The organism is Janthinobacterium sp. 17J80-10 (assembly GCF_004114795.1).
Lineage (GTDB): Bacteria > Pseudomonadota > Gammaproteobacteria > Burkholderiales > Burkholderiaceae_D > Paucimonas.
Window position 1 is genome coordinate 3,755,729 of the sequence record NZ_CP035311.1, and the last position, 19,167, is coordinate 3,774,895.

Consider the following 19,167-nt stretch of genomic DNA (forward strand, 5'->3'; position numbering starts at 1 on the left):
AACAAAAAGCCGGCGCATGCGCCGGCTTTTTTTTCGACTACAGGCAGCGTCAGACCACTGCGCCGTCGGTTTCGTCCTTCGGCTTGACCGGCTTGATCAGGTCTTCACGGGTCACGCCCAGCCACATCGCCACGGCGGCGGCGACGAACACCGACGAGTAAATGCCGAACAGGATGCCGATGGTCAGGGCAATGGCGAAATAATGGATGGTCGGCCCGCCGAACAGCATCATCGACAACACCATCATCTGCGTCGAACCGTGCGTGATGATGGTGCGCGAAATGGTGCTGGTAATGGCATGGTTCAGCACTTCCGGTGTCGTCAGCTTGCCGAAACGGCGGTCGCGGAAGGTTTCGCGCACGCGGTCGAACACCACCACCGATTCATTCACCGAGTAACCGAGCACGGCCAGCACCGCGGCCAGCACGGTCAGCGAGAATTCCCACTGGAAGAAGGCAAAGAAGCCGAGGATGATGACAACGTCATGCAGGTTGGCGATGATCGCCGCCACGGCAAATTTCCATTCGAAGCGGATCGCCAGGTAAACAACGATGCCGACGATCACCATGCCCAGCGCCATCAAACCATCGTGGGCGAGCTCGTCGCCCACCTGCGGGCCGACGAATTCGACGCGACGCAATTCAACCGTGGCATCCTGCGCCTTCAGGCCGGCCATGACCTTCTCGCTCACCTGGGCAGAGCTGACGCCCTTTTGCGCCGGCAGGCGCACGATCACATCCTGCGCGGTGCCAAAGCTTTGCACCTGGATATCGCTGTACCCCTGCTGGGTGATCGTGGTGCGGATCGTATCCAGGTTGGCCGGCTTGGGATAGGCGATTTCCATGACGGTACCGCCGGTAAACTCGATCGACAGGTGCAAGCCCTTGTTAACAAGGAAGAACACTGCGATGACAAAGGTCAGCGCCGAAATCACGTTGAAAATCAACGCGTGGCGCATGAACGGAATGTCTTTTTTGATGCGGAATAGTTCCATTATTGACCCATCTTAGTCAGTTGTGGACAGAGTACCACTGCGTTTAGAAAATCTGTCCAGTTAGAATCAGTTGGGGACAGAGTACCGCTTCGCTTAACTCTGTCCCGCAATTTAAACTATTAAGCTTCCGGTTTCCAGACCTGGCCGATGGACAGGCTGGAGAGCTTCTTGCGACGGCCGTACCAGAGGTTGGTAATGCCGCGCATGACGAACACCGACGAGAAGATCGAGGTCAGGATGCCCAGGCAATGCACGACTGCAAAGCCGCGGATGGCGCCCGAACCGAAGATCAGCAGCGCCAGGCCGGCGATCATGGTGGTCACGTTCGAGTCCAGGATGGTGGCCCACGCATGGTCGAAGCCGGCGGCAATCGCCGACTGCGGCGAGGCGCCGGCGCGCAGCTCTTCGCGGATGCGCTCGTTGATCAGCACGTTGGCGTCGATCGCCATGCCCAGGGTGAAGGCGATCGCCGCCATGCCCGGCAGGGTCAGCGTCGCCTGCATCGCCGACAGCACGGCCAGCAACAGCAGCAGGTTGATGCTCAGCGCCAGCACGCTGAAAAAGCCGAACAGGTGGTAATAGATCACCATGAAGACGGCAATGGCGGCAAAGCCATACAGCACCGACTTGAAGCCCTTTTCGATATTGTCGGCGCCCAGCTGCGGGCCGATGGTGCGTTCCTCGATGATTTCCATGGGCGCAGCCAGGGAACCTGCGCGCAGCAGCAGTGCCAGGTCGCTGGATTCCGTGGAGGAACCGGAGCCGGTGATCTGGAAGCGCGAGCCGAGTTCATCGCGGATGGTTGCCACCGTCAGCACCTCGCCCTTGTTCTTTTCAAACAGGACAATGGCCATATCCTTGCCGATCTTGCCACGGGTGGCTTCGCGCATCTTGCGGCCGCCATCGCCATTCAGGTCGATGGCCACGGCCGCCTGATGATTCTGGTCGAAGGTAGCGGAGGCGTTGGCGATATAGTCGCCTGTGATGATCGGCTCCTTGTACAGCACCACCGGGACGCCGCGGCCAACCTTGAAGAGTTCCGAGCCCAGCGGCACGGCTGCGGTTTCCTCGGTGCCGCGCGTGATCGACTCGTCAACCATGCGCACTTCCAGGGTCGCGGTGCGGCCGATGATGTCCTTGGCGCGCGAGACATCCTGCACGCCCGGCAACTCGACCACGATGCGGTCGGCGCCCTGGCGCTGGATCACCGGCTCGGCCACGCCGAGTTCATTGACGCGCTTGGACAGGGTCGAGATATTCTGCTTGAGGCCATCTTCCATCGTGGACTTGATGGCTTCGGGGCGCAGGGCCACTTGCAGCTTGAAACCGTCGGCGGTGGCCGCCTCGGTAAAGAGCACGTCGCCAAAATCCTTTTCCAGCGCGGCGCGCGCCAGGGCGCGGGTCGGCTCGTCACGGAACGCCACTTCAATGGTATTGCCATTGCGGGAAATGCCGGCATGCCGCACATTCTTGTCGCGCAGGACGCTGCGCACGCTCGCTTGCAAGCCCTGCACGCGCTTGTTCAGCACCGCCTTGGTGTCGACCTGCATCAGGAAGTGCACGCCGCCGCGCAAGTCCAGGCCCAGGTACATCGGCATGGCGCGCAGGCCCTGCAGCCATTTCGGCGTGTTGGGCAAAAGGTTGAAGGAAATCAGGAATGCCGGGTCCGCCGGATCCGTATTCAATTCCTTTTCCAGGAAAGCCTTGGCCTTGAACTGGGTATCGGTATCGTGAAAGCGCACGCGCACCGTGCCTTGCGTACCGCTCTGCTCGAACACCACGCTATCGGAAGCGATGCTGCCTTTTTGCAATGCCTGGCCGACCCGCTCGGCAGTGCTCGGGGTCAGTTTCATGGTGGCCTTGCCGCTGCTGATCTGCACGGCCGGCGATTCACCAAAGAAATTGGGCAAGGTGTACAGCACGCCAAACAGCAGCGCGATGACGATGATGATGTACTTCCAGACAGGATAGCGATTCATGGTGCTCCAGCGTTCGGTGACGAAACTATTACAGTTCCTTGACGGTGCCCTTCGGCAGCAGGGTCGCGACCGCGCCCTTTTGCACGACGATTTCAGTGCCGTTGGCCACTTCCAGGGTGACGTAGGCATCGGTCACCTTGGTAACCTTGCCGACCAGGCCGCCGGCGGCGATGACTTCATCGCCCTTGGCCAGCGCTTCGATCATGGTCTTTTGTTCTTTCTGGCGCTTCATTTGCGGGCGGATCATCAGGAAGTACAGCACTGCGAACATGATGATGATCGGCAAAAAGCTCATCAAGCTGGACTCCGGACCGGCAGCGGCGGCTTGTGCATAAGCGTTGGAAATGAACACGTTTGACTCCAGTAGTTAATGGTAAATAAGAATGACCCGGCATTTTAGCACCGTAAAAGCGCTTTGCCGGGGCCAAATGTCAGACTGGCCAGATGCGTGCGCAAGCTCAGGCGCCGTGGGCGCGATCGACGGCAAAACGCACGAGAAACAACGAAAATTCCCCTGCCTCGATGGCCGCGCGCATGTCACGCATCAATTGCAGGTAGTAATAGAGGTTATGGATGGTATTCAGGCGTGCCCCCAGGATTTCACCGGCACGGTGCAGGTGGTGCAAGTAGGCGCGCGAGAAGTTGCGGCAGGTGTAGCAGCCGCACGTCTCATCCAGCGGCGCCGTATCATCCTTGTAACGGGCATTCTTGATCTTGACATCGCCAAAGCGGGTAAACAGCCAGCCATTGCGGGCATTCCGCGTGGGCATGACGCAATCGAACATGTCGATGCCATTGGCCACGCCCGCCACCAGGTCTTCCGGCGTGCCCACGCCCATCAGGTAATGCGGCTTGTGGGCCGGCAGGCGCGGGCCGACATGGGCCAGGATGCGCAACATGTCTTCCTTGGGCTCGCCCACGGACAGGCCGCCGATGGCCAGGCCGTGGAAACCGATTTCTTCCAGCCCCGCCAGCGACTCATCGCGCAAATGCTCGAACATGCCGCCCTGGACGATGCCAAACAGGGCATTGGGGTTTTCGCCACGGTCGAATTCATCGCGGGAGCGCTTGCCCCAACGCAGCGACATGCGCATCGAGTCGGCCGCTTCCTTTTCAGTGGCCGGCCGGCCGTCGATTTCATAGGGTGTGCATTCATCGAACTGCATGACGATGTCGGAATTGAGCGACTTCTGGATTTGCATCGACACTTCCGGCGACAAAAACAGCTTGTCGCCATTGATGGGCGAGGCAAATTTCACACCTTCTTCGGTGATCTTGCGCATTTCCCCCAGCGAAAACACCTGGAAGCCGCCGGAATCGGTCAGGATCGACTTGTCCCACCCCATGAAATCATGCAAGCCGCCAAACTTGTCGAACACGTCGGTGCCGGGACGCAGCCACAGGTGGAAGGTGTTGCCGAGGATGATTTCAGCGCCAATCTCGTGCAATTCCAGCGGCGACATCGCCTTGACCGTGCCATAGGTGCCAACCGGCATGAAGATCGGCGTTTCCACCGTGCCGTGGTTCAGGGTCAGGCGGCCGCGGCGGGCCTTGCCATCGGTCTTGAGCAATTCGTATTTCAGCATATTTTTTTCAACGTGAGCAGCATGGCATCGCCATAGCTGAAAAACCGGTATTTCTGCGCAATCGCGTGCAGGTAGGCAGCGCGGATCGTCTCGTAGCCGGCAAACGCCGAAACCAGCATCAGCAGCGTCGACTTCGGCAAATGGAAATTCGTCACCAGCCGCGTGACGGTCTTGAAGGCATAACCGGGCGTAATGAACAAGCGCGTGTCGGCGCTGCCGGCCTGCAGGCTGCCCGATTGCGACGCCGATTCCAGCGCGCGCAGGCTGGTGGTGCCCACTGCCACCACGGCATGGCCGGCTGCTTGTGTAGCGCGCACGGCGTCCACGGTTTCCTGGGAAATCGTGTACCACTCGCTATGCATCTGGTGCTCGGCCAGGTTTTCGCTGCGCACCGGCTGGAAGGTGCCGGCGCCCACGTGCAGGGTGACAAAGGCCATCTTCACGCCCCTGTCGCGCAGGCGCGCAAGCAGCGCCTCGTCGAAATGCAGGCCGGCGGTGGGCGCAGCGACCGCGCCCGGCTGCCGCGCGTAGACAGTCTGGTAACGCTCCTCGTCGACTTCATCGGCGGCATGCGCGATGTACGGCGGCAGCGGCAGGCGGCCGTGCGCCTCCACCAGCTCGAACACGTCGGACGGGAAGGACAGGGTATAAAACTCGCCGGCGCGCTCGCCCACCGTCACCTCGAAGGCATCGGCCAGGCGGATCGTGCTGCCCGGCTGCGGCGACTTGGAGGCGCGTACCTGGGCGTGGACGGTTAAGTTGTCGAGAATGCGCTCGATCAGCACCTCGACCTTGCCGCCGCTTTGCTTGACGCCAAAAAAACGCGCCTTCAATACGCGGGTATCGTTAAACACCAGCAAATCGCCTGGCGCGAGCAAATCGACAATTTCAGCGAATTGCCGGTCCACCAGGCGGCTGCCGTCGACCTCCAGCAGGCGCGAGGCGCTGCGCGAGGCCAGCGGCAGTTGCGCAATCAGCTCGGGCGGCAGGTCAAAATCAAAATCGGAAAGTGAATACATGCTGCAAACAATGACGGGGAACAGGGCCGCATGGCAAAATGCCATGACAACTGCCGCAGCGTCAAATGACGGCGGCAACACGGACAAACCCGCTATTTTACGCTGTGCCGCCGACTTTACGGCCTGACTACCCCAAATGCCCGCACCGAAACCCGGACCGACTGCCAAATCCGCCGCCAGGCCAGGCGCTGCCGCGCCGGCCGCCCGCAAGGCAGCCGGCAAGAAAGCCGCGTCCCCCAACAAGCTCGCCGACAAGCTGGCGCGGCTGGGCCTGCAGACGGCAAATGACCTGGCGTTGCACCTGCCGCTGCGTTACGAGGATGAAACCCAGGTCGTGCAAATTGCCGAAGCCGGCTTCATGGGCGGCGGGGTGGCCCAGGTCGAAGGCATCGTGACTGCGTGCGACGTGCAATTCCGCCCGCGCCGGCAACTGGTCGTGACGATTGCCGACGACAGCGGCCCGCTGGTCATGCGCTTCCTGAATTTTTACGGCAGCCAGACCAAGCAGCTTGCGGAAGGCACGCGGGTGCGCGCGCGCGGCGAAGTGCGCCACGGCTTTTTCGGCGCCGAGATGGTGCACCCGGCCTACAAGGTCATCAACGAAGGCGCGCCGCTGCCCACCGCCCTGACCCCGGTCTATCCGGCCGGCGAAGGCCTGTCGCAGGCGCTCCTGCGCCGCGCCATCCTGGACGCCCTGGCGCAAATCGACTGGCACGACACCCTGCCGGAACCCCTGCGCGCCTCGCTCAAGCTCATGTCATTCGAAGCCGCGGTGCGCCTGCTGCACAACCCGCCGGCCGACGTCGACGAGCATGCCCTGGAAGAGCGCTCGCACCCGGCCTGGATCCGCATGAAATTCGACGAGCTGCTGGCGCAGCAGCTATCGCTCAAGCGCGCCCAACTGGCCCGCCGCAACAAGGGCGCCGCGCCGCTGACGCGCACGGCCGAGATTTCTGCGGAATTGCTTGCCGCGCTGCCCTTCAGCCTGACCCCGGCGCAGCAGCGCGTGCTCGATGAAATCCGCGCCGACCTGCGCCAGCCCTTCCCCATGCAGCGCCTGCTGCAGGGCGATGTCGGCAGCGGCAAGACGGTGGTGGCGGCGCTGGCGGCGGCACAAGCCATCGACAGCGGCTACCAGGCGGTGCTGATGGCGCCCACGGAAATCCTCGCCGAGCAGCATTTCCACAAGATCGCCGCCTGGCTGGAGCCGCTCGGCGTGCCCGTGGCCTGGCTGACCGGCAGCCTGAAGAAAAAAGAAAAACAGGCGGCCCTGGCAAAAATCGAATCCGGCCATGCCCGCCTGGTGATCGGCACGCACGCCCTGATCCAGGACGGCGTGCAGTTCGAGCAGCTGGGCCTGGTGGTGGTGGACGAGCAGCACCGCTTCGGCGTCGGCCAGCGCCTGGCGTTGCGCAACAAGGGCCTGGCCGACGCCGCGGCAACGGATGACAGCAATGGCGGCGCCACCGTGCCGCACCAGTTGATGATGTCGGCCACGCCCATCCCGCGCACGCTTGCCATGACGTATTACGCCGACCTCGAAGTATCGGTGATCGACCAGCTGCCGCCCGGGCGCACGCCCATCGTCACGCGCGTGGTCGACCAGAACCGGCGCGAGGAAGTCATCGCGCGCGTGCATGCGGCGGCGCAGGAAGGCCGCCAGGCCTACTGGGTCTGCCCGCTCATTGAAGAGTCCGAAGCGCTGCAATTGCAGACCGCCACCGACACCCATGCCGCGCTGGCCGCAGCCTTGCCGGACCTGCGCGTGGGCCTGGTGCACGGGCGCCTGAAACCCGCGGAAAAACAAATGGTGATGGATGCCTTCATCCGCGGCGACACCCACGTGCTGGTCGCCACCACCGTCATCGAAGTCGGCGTGGATGTGCCCAATGCCTCGCTCATGGTCATCGAGCATGCCGAGCGCTTCGGCCTGTCGCAGTTGCACCAGTTGCGCGGGCGCGTCGGCCGCGGGGCGGCGGCCAGCGTCTGCCTGCTGCTGTACCAGGGCCCGCTCGGCCCCGTCGCCCGCCAGCGCCTGATGACCATGCGCGAAACCACCGACGGCTTCGAGATTGCCCGGCGCGACCTGGAAATCCGCGGCCCCGGCGAATTCCTCGGCGCGCGCCAGTCGGGCCAGGCGCTGCTGCGCTTTGCCGATCTTGAAACCGACCAGTGGCTGGTAGAAAAAGCGCGCGAGACTGCGCACATGCTGCTGCAAAATGATCCCGCCACGGTCGCCAGGCACCTGGCGCGCTGGCTTGGCGAAAAAGAAGAATTCCTGAAAGTGTAGTGCCGGCCCAGGCCCGCCGGAAGAAGCCGCAAGACAGTAGCGAATGCGATTCTGCGTTATCCTTGCATTTGCAAAACGGGAAGTACCCAGGGAAGCCGCCAGATGACCTTAACCGAATTGAAATACATCGTCGCCGTTTCGCGCCACAAGCATTTCGGTCATGCCGCCGAAGCCTGCTTCGTTGCCCAGCCCACCCTGTCGGTGGCAATCAAGAAACTGGAAGACGAGCTGGGCGTGGTCATCTTCGAGCGCGGCGGCACCGAAGTGTCCGTGACACCGCTGGGCGCGCAAATCGTCGCGCAGGCCGAACACGTGCTGGAACAGACTGCCGCCATCAAGGAACTCGCCAAGCAGAACAAGGACCCGCTTTCCGGGCCATTCCGCCTCGGCGTCATCTATACCATTGCCCCCTACCTGCTGCCGCAACTGGTCAAGACCATGATCGAGCGCGTGCCGCAGATGCCCCTGATCCTGCAGGAAAACTTCACCACGCGCCTGATCGAATTGCTGCGCCAGGGCGAACTCGATGCCGCCATCATGGCGCTGCCCTTGCCCAGCGCCGGCCTGCAGACGCAAGCCCTGTACGACGAACCCTTCGTGGTCGCCACACCCAGGCACCACCCCTGGGCCAGGCGCGAAACGATTGCCGCAGAAGACCTGAAATCGGAAACCATGCTGCTGCTCGGCGCCGGCCACTGCTTCCGCGACCAGGTACTGGAAGTCTGCCCGGAAATGGCGCGCTTTTCCACGGCAGGCGACGGCATTGCCCGCACCTTCGAAGGCTCGTCGCTGGAAACCATCCGCCACATGGTGGCCTCGGGCATCGGCCTGACGGTGCTGCCGGCCGCGTCGGTGCCGGCGGCGAGCGCGCCGGACGGCATGCTGCAATACGTCCCCTTCGCCGAGCCCGTGCCGTCGCGCCGGGTGGTGATGGCCTGGCGCAAGAGCTTCACCCGCCAGGCCGCGCTCGAAGCCGTGCGCCAGGCCATCCTTTCCTGCAATCTGGCCGGCGCGACCATGCTGCCCGACGCCAACATCACTGAAAGCTAGTACCGGCAATGCACACCGCCACGACGACTGAAAACCGCCTGCAACTCTACCTGCGCCTGGTGCGCATGAACAAGCCGATCGGCATCCTGCTGCTGCTGTGGCCGACCCTGATCGCCCTGTGGCTGGCCGCCGACGGCCATCCCGACTGGCGCCTGGTCGTCATCTTCAGCATCGGCACCGCGCTCATGCGTTCGGCCGGCTGCGCCATCAACGATTATGCCGACCGCGACTTCGACCGCCACGTCAAGCGCACGGTCGACCGCCCCATCACCTCCGGCAAGGTCAGCGGCCGCGAAGCGCTGGCCGTCGCCGCCGTGCTTGCCATCGCCGCATTCCTTTTGATCCTGCCCTTCCTGAACCTGCTGACGCTGCAACTGTCGGTCGTCGCCGTGGTGCTGGCCGCCACGTATCCGTTTTTCAAGCGCTTCTTCCCCATACCGCAGGCTTACCTGGGCATTGCCTACGGCTTCGGCATCCCCATGGCCTATGCCGCCACACTGGACAGCGTGCCCGCCACGGCCTGGCTGCTGCTGGCGGCCAGCGTGTTCTGGACCCTGGCGTATGACACCGAGTATGCGATGGTGGACCGCGACGACGATATCCGCATCGGCATCAAGACATCCGCCCTGACCTTCGGCCGCTTCGATGTCGCCATCATCATGCTGTGCTACGCGGTGGCCCTGCTGACGATCCTGGCCATCGGCTGGCACGCCGGCCTGCGCGGCTGGTTCATCGCCGGCTGGGCCATCGCCGTCGGCTGCGCCATCTACCACTATGGCCTGATCCGCGGACGCGAGCGCATGCGCTGCTTTGCCGCATTCCTTCACAACAACTGGCTCGGCGCCGCCCTCTTTGCCGGGGTCGCCCTGGATTACGCGTTGCGCTGACAGACAGGACGCCGTCTTCCGCAATCCCCCCTCATGCTTTGACGCTGCGCAAACCGCACGGGCATCCCATGCTTACACTCAAAGCTTCACTTTGACGGGGGATACAGACATGGAATACGGCTCACAAACGGCAAATACCGCTGATTCGCTGGCTGGCGACCTGAAGAATGCCGCGGCAGATGCGGGCGATGCCCTCAAAAATACCGGGCAGCAGCTTGGCGACCAGTTGGGCGAACGCTACCAGGGCGCGCGTGCAAAATTCCAGAAAACCATGGGCACGGCCAAAACCAACCTGTCCGCAATGGAAGAAAAAGTCGGTGCACGCACCCGCGATGCCGTCGACACCACCGACCAGTTCGTCAAGGAACATCCCTGGCAATCGGTCGGCATCGGCGCAGTCGCCGGGCTGGTGATTGGCTTTCTGATGATGCGACGCTAGGCGCATACGCGCGTCTGGAGTACGGCCCGTTCGAACGGGCGGGCCGCCTTTCCACCCTCTGCCAGGAAATCTGGCTGGTGCTGCGTTATTCCGGGACAGGCCATTGCGGATTCCAGGCCACTTCCCAAAGATGACCGTCCGGGTCTTGAAAATAGCCGGCGTAGCCGCCCCAGAAAGTATCTTGCGCCGGCTTGATGATGGCGGCGCCGGCATTTGCTGCCTGCAGCATGACCGCGTCCACCTCGGACTTTGAAGAAACATTGTGCGCAATGCTCAAACCCGGGGCACCTCGCGCCGTCAATGGCAACCCAGCTTCCTTCAAAAGACTCTTGCGCGGATAAAGCGCGAGCTTCAGTTGCGCCTGCAAATCAAAGAAGGCGACGGCGCCATCCTCAAACTCCGTACCAATTTTGCCTTGCGTCACTAGACCCAAGCCATCGCGATAAAATCGAAGCGATCGCTCCAGGTCATCGACACCGAGTGTCAGCAGGCTGATGCGAGGTTTCATATAGACTCCAGCAATACAAGTTTTTAAGCCCGTCTCTGCAGGTAAGAATATCGCCATTTTTGTTTTTTTCAAATCAAAAAAGGCGGACCGTGCGGTCCGCCTTTTCAGTCAAGCCTGTCCGGTTGTAGAAAGCGACCGGACCAATGGCGTGATTACGGTGACGAGGGGCAGTCGCCCACGATGTAATAGCCTGCCGAGGTTTGTGCCAGCTTGCTGGTATAGAACGTATTGTTCAGGCCCATCCTGGTATTGGAACCATTGGCATGCGCATAACCGCTGACGACATACGCGCGGCCAGCCTGCACGTGCGCATAATTGCTGGCGGTCGTTGCAGTGCAAATCCACGAGGACTTGGTCGTCACCACCAATGCCGCCGATGCGCCGCTGGTGCCGGACGAATTGGCTGCCTGCACGGTGAAGGTATATTGCGTTTTCTCCTCCAGGCCCGTTGCGTTGAAGCTCGTCGTCGCGCCGCCTGCCGCTGCAACCGATGCCACGACCGTGCCGGCAGAACCGCCAGTACGGGTAACGGTATAGCTCGTCGCGCCAGCGACATTGGACCAGGTCAGAGTGATTGCACTGGCCGTGATGGATGCGGCCGGTGCGGTGACATCGGAAGGCGGCACCAGGGTAATTGGCCCGATCTGGAACGAAGCCGTGCAAGGCGCAGCCGAGACGCCGCCGACATTGTCGGTGGCGGCAACCTTGGCGGTATAGCTGCCATTGGCAAGCGCAGCATATTGCTTGCTGAAGCTTGCGCCGCTGCCTGCCGCATTATCGGTCGACGGCGACGGGCCGCTGATCGTCACGCTGTAGCTGGCAATCGAACCGTTATCCGTCGCAGCGCCGTTGATCGTCACAGCAGTAGCCGTGGGCGAGGCAACCGAAGCAGAACAGCTAGCGACAACCGGCTTGGGATCGCCGCGCTCGACGCGCAGGTTATTGTCAAAGAAAAACTTGGTGACATAAGCGGGATAATTGACGTGAGTATAGTCAACATAGGTTCCGCCACCACTGCCGCCGGGACCGGCCGGCCAAGCATGACCCATGCCGGTTGCCTCGATATAGGAAACCCGCAGGTGGCTGGCACTGTCTTGCCATAAGGTACCCGTGCTTTTCACATCGGTGAAGGTACCTGCGCCGGTCGTGGCGCCGTAGGCGATCTTCATGCCATCGCGGTTGGTCCAGTCATGGGTGGGATCGACAACGCCATCGGACGAGCCATTGACGACCGAGGTGATCTGGGTTTGCAGGGCAGTGCTGTAGCTGCCGGCAATCTGCTTGCAGGTGTCAGCCACTTGCTGCGGCGTGCGGGTCGATTTTGAACCCACGCCGGCATTGCCCGGCGTGTAAAGCGCCGGTCCGGCATTGATGCCCATGCCGGCAAAATAATCGGGGGCCACGCATCCCAGGTCGACGACCAGTCCACCGCCGGACGACAAGCCGGTGACGTAAATCTGGGTAATGTCGATATCCAGTTCAGGGCGGGCTCTCACCGCATCGACCAGCTTCAGCAGGATGGCTTCATCACGCGTCGTGCGGCTATGGTTGCCGCCGAACCAATCCCAGCACCCGGCATAAGTGCGCGTGGCAGTCGTGCCGGAAGGCACGGTCGGCGCAATCACGACCATGCCGTATTGTTCGGCCGTGTCTTCCCAGTTGTATTTCCGGTTAATCACGTTGCCCGCGGCGGTCATCCCGCAGCCATGCAGGGTGAGCATCAGTGCGCGGCCCTTGCCGATCGTGGCAGGCGCAGTATTTTTGGGCACATAGGTATAGGCATCCTGCAGTCCGAACAGGTTGGTTTCCTTGACCCAGGTACCGCTGCCCGGGGTTAATGCATGGGCAGAGACTGCCAGAGTGCTCAACAAGAGCGATACAGCAACTGTTTTAAAATTCCTGCGCATTGCGACGATCTCCTTAAATTGGTTGCGTTGTGGTAACAGCGCGAATTGATCTTTTTATTAGCAGCAAGATCTTATTCATTGAGCGAATATCTGTTATTCAGCCCGGAGATATTATTAGTGCGATGACAAGAATTGGACTGGCAATACCGTATTTTTACGGTACCCGGAGTGGCTGGCAATTCAGCCAGCACGGATTCATGCGCTGCATGATGGCGATCAATGCCGATTTTTTCGGGAGCTATAAAGGGATGGTGGACGCAACTGGATGACTGCTTGTATGCGCGCCAGCATACCCGGCTGGATGCCGGTTATCGAAACAGGTAGTACGAGGCACCCGCCAGAAGCAGCAGCCAGATGCAAATGATGACAGCCGCCGCAACTTTACTGCGAGGCCGGCTGAGCGCCGCCGCGGCCTTTTCGCGCGCAGAGGCAAGCACGTGCGGCGGCAAAAGACGCACCACGATCAGCAAGCCGAGCGGCACGATAAGCACATCATCAAGGTAGCCAAGCACTGGAATGAAGTCGGGTATGAGATCGATCGGGCTGAGCGCATAAGCGGCAACCGCGAGCGCCAGGATGCGGACGGCCAACGGCGTTTCCGGATCGCGGGCGGCAAAATAAACGGCGACGACATCCCGCTTGATGCGTCGGGCCCAGCCGATTGCTGAATCGAGCAGTGTCATAAGTCTCCGGCGCACGCTAAAGGAAAAAATGCGGTAGCCGCCGCCATAAAAGTAACAGGACAGATGCGCAATTTTATTATCATTCCGATGTCATCGGATACGGTCTTTCTAACGCCGCGCCAGTCCGAGTCGGTGAGGCGACATGCTGCGCGTGCTAACGGCTGCGGACTCGCCTGCGTAACCAAGCGTGGCTTGCACAGTCACGGCTTGCCGCGCTCCATATGAAATTTGTGCAGAATGCGATGCAGCACTGGTGCAAGCAGTATTCCTGCGACAAAGATGACAACCAGCCCGCAGTAGAGGGCATACATACCTGCGAAAAGCTTGCCATAATCAGTGCCTGGCGGATCGACCGGCCCCATGCCGCCCAGCAGCATTGCAGAATTTAAAAATGCGTCTATCCAGGAGAGTTGCTCAAAGCCGTGGTAGCCAAGCATACCGACGAAGAGGGACGAGCAAATAAGGGCAAGAGCCATCCCCCCGCTTCTGGCAAGACGGGTAAAAAATTGACCGCGCGGAAGAAGCGGCTGGCTATGATGCTCGAACATCCCTCGTCCTCCATGATCTGTTGAAAATCGCCATTCGCTAAACGAACAGGCCCCCACCATTGGCCGCGAAGCGGCAGCTTTATGGTGTTTTCCCGGGCTGGGTGACGAGGGATTCCTTTTCATCCTTTGCAGGTGAAAACGAATCAATGTACTGCGGCAAATCGTCATCAATCCTCCACCAGTTACATTTCGATCCAGTATGAAAATGCGCTTCAGGTTGAGCCAATATTGGCTCATTGATCAAGCCAACTCTAATCCGAAATACGCCAGGCAAAGATTCTCGATAACTATAAATCGGCGACCCGCATACCTTGCAGAAGCAGCGTTTTTTACCGGGAGAAGATTCGAATTCGGTAATGAGCTCCTGGCCCGTTGTCATATGAAACGCGGAGGACAAGACAGGCGAATTCGTCGCAATTGGCGTCCCCTGTGCTTTCCGACACTGTCCGCAGTGGCAGATTTGTATTGGTTCAAATTCCGCAGCAATCGAAAACTGAACGCCTCCGCATAAGCAGCTTCCTGTGTACAAATTTATCTCCTGTCATTCATGTATAACGTAGAGCTAACAAAAACGCACATTTGCCGCGAAGCGGCAGCTTTATGTGGGGTGTCCGGGTTGAGTGCCGCGTTAAAAATCACTCCCCAAGTTTTTAATATAGACATCATAAGGGACTCCATGAAGGGCAGGTGCCTCGCGCGCCCACGCAAAACCCATCCGTAGATACATATTTAGCGCAACCTCCATCATTGGCGACGTATGAAGCGCTATTACCGAGGACTTATCTCGTTTAGCACGTTCAACACACGCGTTCGTTAGGCTACGCCCCGCGCCTTTACCTCTATTATTCGGATTTACAACCAGCATACGGATAATCGGCCATCTCGGATCAAAAAAATCTGCCTTGGGCCGGTGCGGGCCGATATACGCGACAGCGCCACAAATTTCATCATCCTCTTCCGCAAGGATAATTTCACCAATGCCGGATAACAAAGACATCCTCTGTATATTCTGAGAGAACACATCCCAGTCTATGTATTGAGCCTTGTATTGCGCAAAGGCAGAAAGTGCCAGTGCATTCACAACTTCGGCATCATCTGGCTGAAAATCTCTTATCTGCATCTCTGGTGTTTAACGCCGCGTTGACCAACATGCGCCATGGGCCGCGAAGCGGCCATCTCTTTGGCGCTTGCCTGGGTTGAACAACGAGTTAGATTTGTGCATCATTGAGCGTCGCCAAATGGAGAAAGTGGATCCGGCACCTTGTACTTACCATCCCTGCTACGAAGAACATAGAAATTTACTCGCGGAGCTGCAGGTGTACAAACAGCTTCTTCTCTTGTAATGCCGACCCGGCGTTCCTTAATATAAATTGGCACGTAGGTGTTTATACGTTGCGGCTTAATTTTTATCTTACGTGTCGTTTCCACGTCGCACCCCTCACCTTGATAAATGTGAGTAACCAAGTCAGTGAGAATAGGAACAATATTGTTCCCACGTTGCTCATAAAGGCTCAATTTTTTGATGTCATAGAACGACACACTAGACGAGCCACCCCAGCCCTCAGTCAAACCAAAGACCACTGAACCATATTTAACCGGATAAGTTCGGTTCATAATTTCAACATAGTTGATCTTATAAGCGTCACTTTGCCAAGTATTTTTGAGTGATAACCGTGCCTTAACCTTTTTAGATTCAACGTTTAAAATCACGAGCTCAACGTCATAGCTTGTTACATAGTTCACCTCTGGCTTTTGAAACGCAAAGGAAGCAATGCCTGTATGTGATCCGTCAGACAGCAAAATGCACGAGCTCAAGTTTTCATTCAATTCCTTCCCATGAAATAATTTCTCTTTCACGGTTTGAAACGGCTCTTGATCGCAACCGTGTGCGTACACATGGTTCGAGAAAACAAATGCGAAGAAAAATATAAGCGTGCGCATATTGCAAATCTAACGCCGAGCTAAAGGGCGGCGGCACTATTGCCGTCCCGGTTGAGCGACGAGTTAAAAGTTGTTGTCGCCTCCATTGCAAAATTTCCAACTATTTTACCTGCTTCGATAGGTATAGCCTGCAACAAAAGATGGGGCGCCTTTAACTCGATAATTTTCATTGTGGGTACCAAGGCTTGCATATAGCGTGAAGCTGACTTCGAAACAATTCGGTCTTCGGCGGCCCGAAGATAGAGAATCGGAACTTCCACTTCCCTCATTTTTTGTGAGAAATCTATTCCGAGAACTGCACACAGGCGCGCACGTAATGTACTTGTAGGAACACGAGATAAGACCTGCCGCAAAGTACTACGTAGATCAGCTGTCGAAAACCGCCCGAACAGAAAAGGCGCACTTAAACTGGTGAGATGATAGGGAAACGGCAATCGCTTAACTAAGCCCTTTAAAGGACTTAGCCAAGGCACAGGATTACGGGCAAAAGTACAGCAGAGAACCAATCCTTTTAAGCCAGCCGGTTTTGAAGCGGCCAATGAAATAGCGATAGGCCCAGAGAACGACTCACCAAGCAAAATATATGGTTCATCCGTAGGCAGCGCGGCCCGAGCATAGGCTTCAAGCTCACGATAACCTAGCGGTTGGGTTTCAGGATAGGAAACAACGATGGTTCGGCATTCTTCTTTGAGAGCGGAAGCCAATCCAGCAAACATCGCGCCGGTGCCATCCATGCCAGGAAGAAGAACAATAGCGACCATATGCAATACTTTGATCCTACCCACAAAAAGTAGACAGTGAATTACGCATATTGCGCATAATAGTCTGCTTCATGTTGTCTTGGGCTTTTGTAGTTGTTGGCAGAATGCCGTCGCACACCATTGTAGAACAGCTCGATATATTCAAAAACGCTGGCATAGGCTTGCTCCTTGTTGCATGGTGGCTCCGCATAGATCGATTCGACCTTCAGACGTGCAAAGAACGCTTCCATGGCGGCATTGTCCCAGCAATTGCCCTTGCGGCTCATACTCGGGCGAATACCGTGGTCATATAGCAACCCCTGATATTCAGACGACCGGTATTGCACCCCTCGATCGGAATGCAGGATCAGTCCAGGCTTCACCTGGCGCCGCGTCACTGCCATGTTAAATGCTTTGCAAATCAGATCAGTGGTCATGGTGGCGTCCAGCGCCCAGCCGATTATCTGACGCGAGAACAAATCCATGATGACCGCCAGATACGCATATCCCTTATCCAGCTTGATGTAGGTGATATCCGACACCCACTTTTCGTTCGGTGCAGCGGCGCTAAAGTCGCGTTTCAGCAAATTGTCACTGACATAATTGATGGCATTGGCCGATGGGAAGAATTTAAAGTTCTTTCCATTGCGTGCCTTGAGACCTGACTCGGCCATCAGCCGGGCAATATGATTGACGCTGCAGGCGATGCCAGACTCCTTAAGTTCCACCGCAATACGCGGCGCTCCATAGCGCTTCTTGAAGCGATCAAAAGTATGAACGACGGCGGCATGGACATGGGCTCGTCGTACAGCCTGCTCGCTCGGCTCGCGATGTAGCCACTTGTAATAGCCAGATCGGCTCACGCCCATCCATCTGCACATCTTGTCCACCGCGTGGTGCTCGCGTTGCTCTTTCATGAAGGCGTACTTCATCGCTTTTGGTTCGAGAAGTACGCAGCCGCTTTTTTTAGGAAATCGCGCTCCTCCTTGAGGTCGGCAATTTCGCGTTTGAGCTTGCGCACCTCTTCGCTTTCCTCCTTCGAATAGTCAACGCCCTGCACGCTGTTGAACTGCTTATCCGACAGGCGCTTGTACTGCTGCCGCCAGTTATAGATCTGACCGGGATGAATACCCAGTTCTCGGGCAACCTCGACCGCAGAAGTGCCTGGATCATCCGAGCGCCGAACTGCCTCGCGCCGAAAGTCCTCGGTATAGTGGTTGTACTTGTTTTTTTGCTGTTTGTTTTTCGTCATAGGGACACCTCACTGGCTTATTTTATGAGATGTCTACTTTTCATGGGTAGGACGGCGGTATAACGCCGAACTAACCGGCCCGCAACACGCGCCGCGAAGCGGCAGTCCTTTGTTGCGGCGTCCGGGTTGAGTGACGAGTTAGGCATCTTTAAGTACCGTTTGGTATTTCCAACCGCGAGCCTTCGTAAGTCTTTCGTCATATCGATCCTGTCGATCGGTTAATCTCATACTTGCCGCAGCCAGAGCCATTAGTTCAAGTACGCGCCAAGACTCCAGTTCTGATTTCTCGAACGCCGCCTCCAGCGCATCGAGCGCGAGCTCGAGTTCGTTGTGTTTCAGGTACCCGTCGAACTCGGCAATTTCATCTGCAGATATAGCTTCTGCTGCTTCTGATAAATGCGCTCTGGCGTCGAGGAGGAACGCTTCTGTTCGTTTCCAAGACTTTCGAAGTTCGTCTGTAGCCATGGCTGATGCCTAACGCCGAACTAACCAGCACGCAGCATGTGCCGCGAAGCGGCAAGTCCTCTGCTGCGGGTCTGGGTTGAGTGACGAGTTAGAAAGCACCCGCGCAATGTCAGTCATCAGAGTGATCATAAATGTCTAAACTCAAGGTAATGCCACGTGCTGATAGCTGCCCGAGAACCTCTGGAGAGAACTCAAGTCCATCATTGGAAGATCCCATGAATACACCACAGAAGAAGTCCATTGCGTACTTTGATCTAAGCTGATCCCAGACGGCGAGATCTTGGGTTAGTTTACTAAGAAGTTCCGTAATCTGTGCAGGTATGTCTTCAGGATGCTTGTCCTCAGCCGAAAGGCTCCACCGCCCAGTTTTTTCTATGTAACGATTTCCCGTCTTTCGACCAATGCGCTCATCGCCTTTTGAGTAAGCAACAGTCGGCTCACTCCCTAAAAGGTCTGTTATTTCAGTAGGGACAAGGTCATCTCCGAAGATTCGAAAGGCGACGATGGAGTGGTCTGCAATTCCCATGCGTTCTAACGCCGAGCTAACGGGTGGCGGGATTTACCGCCATCCCGGTTGAGCGACGAGTTAGACCAGGCTTTCTGCAATTTTTTCTATATACAATATATGCGAGTTCATATGCCATCATCGAGTCTAAAAGTCCCGCATCCCCTCTAAGATTAGGGGGGTACTTATATTCAAAGTCCGGCCCTTCGAGTGTCGAGCTTCGTTGTTCGAAGGCATCTAGCGGTCGATAATCGAAATATGATTTAAGAGCGTTGCTGCATTTTTCATTTGATCGGGCGGGTTCCGCCGCTAAATCCTCAATTTTCTGTGTTTGAGCGTCAACGACTTGCATTCCTTCATACCAACACAAGCGA

General features: G+C 58.1%; 20 protein-coding genes and 1 pseudogene. 4 read left to right on the forward strand and 17 right to left on the reverse strand.

Annotation, left to right across the window (positions count from 1 at the left end; genetic code table 11):
• Positions 1 to 49 precede the first annotated feature (49 nt).
• From secF to queA, 5 genes are all read right to left on the reverse strand, one after another.
• Positions 50 to 994, reverse strand: coding sequence for a protein translocase subunit SecF (gene secF, locus EKL02_RS16720; RefSeq protein WP_128903092.1), 945 nt, complete (start codon positions 992 to 994; stop codon positions 50 to 52).
• A gap of 119 nt (positions 995 to 1,113) precedes the next feature.
• Positions 1,114 to 2,973 (reverse strand): protein translocase subunit SecD, encoded by a 1,860-nt coding sequence (gene secD / locus EKL02_RS16725; protein WP_128903093.1) that lies wholly within the window; start codon positions 2,971 to 2,973, stop codon positions 1,114 to 1,116.
• A 28-nt stretch (positions 2,974 to 3,001) separates the two neighbouring features.
• Positions 3,002 to 3,268 carry a preprotein translocase subunit YajC gene (gene yajC / locus EKL02_RS16730; protein ID WP_241687887.1) on the reverse strand — a complete coding sequence of 89 codons (267 nt, stop codon included), beginning with the start codon at positions 3,266 to 3,268 and terminating at the stop codon, positions 3,002 to 3,004.
• A gap of 163 nt (positions 3,269 to 3,431) precedes the next feature.
• A complete protein-coding gene (gene tgt / locus EKL02_RS16735) occupies positions 3,432 to 4,559 on the reverse strand; it encodes a tRNA guanosine(34) transglycosylase Tgt (RefSeq protein WP_128903095.1) in 1,128 nt (375 codons plus the stop codon).
• Entirely contained in the window at positions 4,553 to 5,578 is a 1,026-nt protein-coding gene (gene queA, locus EKL02_RS16740) for a tRNA preQ1(34) S-adenosylmethionine ribosyltransferase-isomerase QueA (protein WP_128903096.1), read from the reverse strand. The genes tgt and queA overlap by 7 nt, the downstream gene beginning before the upstream one ends.
• Positions 5,579 to 5,714: 136 nt before the next feature.
• On the opposite strand from queA, the gene recG reads away from it, so the two are divergent.
• The 4 genes from recG to EKL02_RS16760 all read left to right on the forward strand — a co-directional run bounded on the left by recG (position 5,715) and on the right by EKL02_RS16760 (position 10,244).
• On the forward strand, positions 5,715 to 7,868 hold the full coding sequence (recG, locus tag EKL02_RS16745) for an ATP-dependent DNA helicase RecG (RefSeq protein ID WP_128903097.1): 2,154 nt from the start codon (positions 5,715 to 5,717) through the stop codon (positions 7,866 to 7,868).
• A 102-nt stretch (positions 7,869 to 7,970) separates the two neighbouring features.
• Positions 7,971 to 8,918 (forward strand): hydrogen peroxide-inducible genes activator, encoded by a 948-nt coding sequence (locus tag EKL02_RS16750; protein WP_128903098.1) that lies wholly within the window; start codon positions 7,971 to 7,973, stop codon positions 8,916 to 8,918.
• 8 nt (positions 8,919 to 8,926) lie between these two features.
• A complete protein-coding gene (gene ubiA / locus EKL02_RS16755; protein WP_128903099.1) occupies positions 8,927 to 9,805 on the forward strand; it encodes a 4-hydroxybenzoate octaprenyltransferase in 879 nt (292 codons plus the stop codon).
• A 109-nt stretch (positions 9,806 to 9,914) separates the two neighbouring features.
• Positions 9,915 to 10,244, forward strand: a complete 330-nt coding sequence (locus EKL02_RS16760; RefSeq protein ID WP_128903100.1) for a DUF883 family protein — start codon at positions 9,915 to 9,917, stop codon at positions 10,242 to 10,244.
• 85 nt (positions 10,245 to 10,329) lie between these two features.
• On the opposite strand, the gene EKL02_RS16765 is transcribed toward EKL02_RS16760, so the two are convergent.
• The 12 genes and pseudogenes from EKL02_RS16765 to EKL02_RS16820 all read right to left on the reverse strand — a co-directional run bounded on the left by EKL02_RS16765 (position 10,330) and on the right by EKL02_RS16820 (position 18,814).
• Positions 10,330 to 10,752, reverse strand: a complete 423-nt coding sequence (locus EKL02_RS16765) for a VOC family protein (RefSeq protein WP_128903561.1) — start codon at positions 10,750 to 10,752, stop codon at positions 10,330 to 10,332.
• 152 nt (positions 10,753 to 10,904) lie between these two features.
• Positions 10,905 to 12,620: a PHB depolymerase family esterase gene (locus EKL02_RS16770; RefSeq protein WP_164932053.1), complete on the reverse strand. Its 1,716-nt coding sequence runs from the start codon at positions 12,618 to 12,620 to the stop codon at positions 10,905 to 10,907.
• 347 nt (positions 12,621 to 12,967) lie between these two features.
• Positions 12,968 to 13,342, reverse strand: coding sequence for a YkvA family protein (locus tag EKL02_RS16775; protein WP_128903102.1), 375 nt, complete (start codon positions 13,340 to 13,342; stop codon positions 12,968 to 12,970).
• Between the two features lie 200 nt (positions 13,343 to 13,542).
• Complete coding sequence (locus tag EKL02_RS18625; protein WP_241687906.1) at positions 13,543 to 14,127, reverse strand: hypothetical protein; 585 nt, start codon at positions 14,125 to 14,127, stop codon at positions 13,543 to 13,545.
• A gap of 19 nt (positions 14,128 to 14,146) precedes the next feature.
• Positions 14,147 to 14,419 (reverse strand): annotated as a pseudogene (locus EKL02_RS18630) (GFA family protein); the annotation flags it as partial.
• 99 nt (positions 14,420 to 14,518) lie between these two features.
• Positions 14,519 to 15,010, reverse strand: a complete 492-nt coding sequence (locus EKL02_RS16790) for a GNAT family N-acetyltransferase (protein ID WP_128903103.1) — start codon at positions 15,008 to 15,010, stop codon at positions 14,519 to 14,521.
• A gap of 101 nt (positions 15,011 to 15,111) precedes the next feature.
• The gene (locus tag EKL02_RS16795; protein WP_128903104.1) at positions 15,112 to 15,747 is read right to left on the reverse strand and encodes a hypothetical protein; all 636 of its coding nucleotides are present in this window, start codon (positions 15,745 to 15,747) and stop codon (positions 15,112 to 15,114) included.
• A 104-nt stretch (positions 15,748 to 15,851) separates the two neighbouring features.
• On the reverse strand, positions 15,852 to 16,592 hold the full coding sequence (locus EKL02_RS16800) for an alpha/beta fold hydrolase (protein ID WP_241687888.1): 741 nt from the start codon (positions 16,590 to 16,592) through the stop codon (positions 15,852 to 15,854).
• A gap of 41 nt (positions 16,593 to 16,633) precedes the next feature.
• On the reverse strand, positions 16,634 to 17,488 hold the full coding sequence (locus tag EKL02_RS16805; RefSeq protein WP_241687693.1) for an IS3 family transposase: 855 nt from the start codon (positions 17,486 to 17,488) through the stop codon (positions 16,634 to 16,636).
• Between the two features lie 11 nt (positions 17,489 to 17,499).
• Positions 17,500 to 17,823, reverse strand: a complete 324-nt coding sequence (locus EKL02_RS16810) for a transposase (RefSeq protein ID WP_206732380.1) — start codon at positions 17,821 to 17,823, stop codon at positions 17,500 to 17,502.
• A gap of 138 nt (positions 17,824 to 17,961) precedes the next feature.
• The gene (locus tag EKL02_RS16815) at positions 17,962 to 18,288 is read right to left on the reverse strand and encodes a hypothetical protein (protein WP_128903106.1); all 327 of its coding nucleotides are present in this window, start codon (positions 18,286 to 18,288) and stop codon (positions 17,962 to 17,964) included.
• 109 nt (positions 18,289 to 18,397) lie between these two features.
• Positions 18,398 to 18,814 carry a DUF4279 domain-containing protein gene (locus EKL02_RS16820; protein WP_128903107.1) on the reverse strand — a complete coding sequence of 139 codons (417 nt, stop codon included), beginning with the start codon at positions 18,812 to 18,814 and terminating at the stop codon, positions 18,398 to 18,400.
• Positions 18,815 to 19,167 lie beyond the last annotated feature (353 nt).

Bases quoted from the DNA above. Each gene is read 5' to 3' on its own strand.
- tgt (WP_128903095.1), bottom strand. From the start codon at position 4,559: ATGCTGAAATACGAATTGCTCAAGACCGATGGCAAGGCCCGCCGCGGC.
- secF (WP_128903092.1), bottom strand. From the start codon at position 994: ATGGAACTATTCCGCATCAAAAAAGACATTCCGTTCATGCGCCACGCG.
- EKL02_RS16820 (WP_128903107.1), bottom strand. From the start codon at position 18,814: ATGGGAATTGCAGACCACTCCATCGTCGCCTTTCGAATCTTCGGAGAT.
- queA (WP_128903096.1), bottom strand. From the start codon at position 5,578: ATGTATTCACTTTCCGATTTTGATTTTGACCTGCCGCCCGAGCTGATT.
- EKL02_RS16810 (WP_206732380.1), bottom strand. From the start codon at position 17,823: ATGACGAAAAACAAACAGCAAAAAAACAAGTACAACCACTATACCGAG.
- EKL02_RS16800 (WP_241687888.1), bottom strand. From the start codon at position 16,592: ATGGTCGCTATTGTTCTTCTTCCTGGCATGGATGGCACCGGCGCGATG.
- recG (WP_128903097.1), top strand. From the start codon at position 5,715: ATGCCCGCACCGAAACCCGGACCGACTGCCAAATCCGCCGCCAGGCCA.
- EKL02_RS16750 (WP_128903098.1), top strand. From the start codon at position 7,971: ATGACCTTAACCGAATTGAAATACATCGTCGCCGTTTCGCGCCACAAG.
- EKL02_RS16765 (WP_128903561.1), bottom strand. From the start codon at position 10,752: ATGAAACCTCGCATCAGCCTGCTGACACTCGGTGTCGATGACCTGGAG.
- EKL02_RS16760 (WP_128903100.1), top strand. From the start codon at position 9,915: ATGGAATACGGCTCACAAACGGCAAATACCGCTGATTCGCTGGCTGGC.
- yajC (WP_241687887.1), bottom strand. From the start codon at position 3,268: ATGAGCTTTTTGCCGATCATCATCATGTTCGCAGTGCTGTACTTCCTG.
- EKL02_RS16775 (WP_128903102.1), bottom strand. From the start codon at position 13,342: ATGACACTGCTCGATTCAGCAATCGGCTGGGCCCGACGCATCAAGCGG.
- EKL02_RS18625 (WP_241687906.1), bottom strand. From the start codon at position 14,127: ATGAGCCAATATTGGCTCAACCTGAAGCGCATTTTCATACTGGATCGA.
- EKL02_RS16815 (WP_128903106.1), bottom strand. From the start codon at position 18,288: ATGGCTACAGACGAACTTCGAAAGTCTTGGAAACGAACAGAAGCGTTC.
- EKL02_RS16805 (WP_241687693.1), bottom strand. From the start codon at position 17,488: ATGAAAGAGCAACGCGAGCACCACGCGGTGGACAAGATGTGCAGATGG.
- EKL02_RS16790 (WP_128903103.1), bottom strand. From the start codon at position 15,010: ATGCAGATAAGAGATTTTCAGCCAGATGATGCCGAAGTTGTGAATGCA.
- secD (WP_128903093.1), bottom strand. From the start codon at position 2,973: ATGAATCGCTATCCTGTCTGGAAGTACATCATCATCGTCATCGCGCTG.
- ubiA (WP_128903099.1), top strand. From the start codon at position 8,927: ATGCACACCGCCACGACGACTGAAAACCGCCTGCAACTCTACCTGCGC.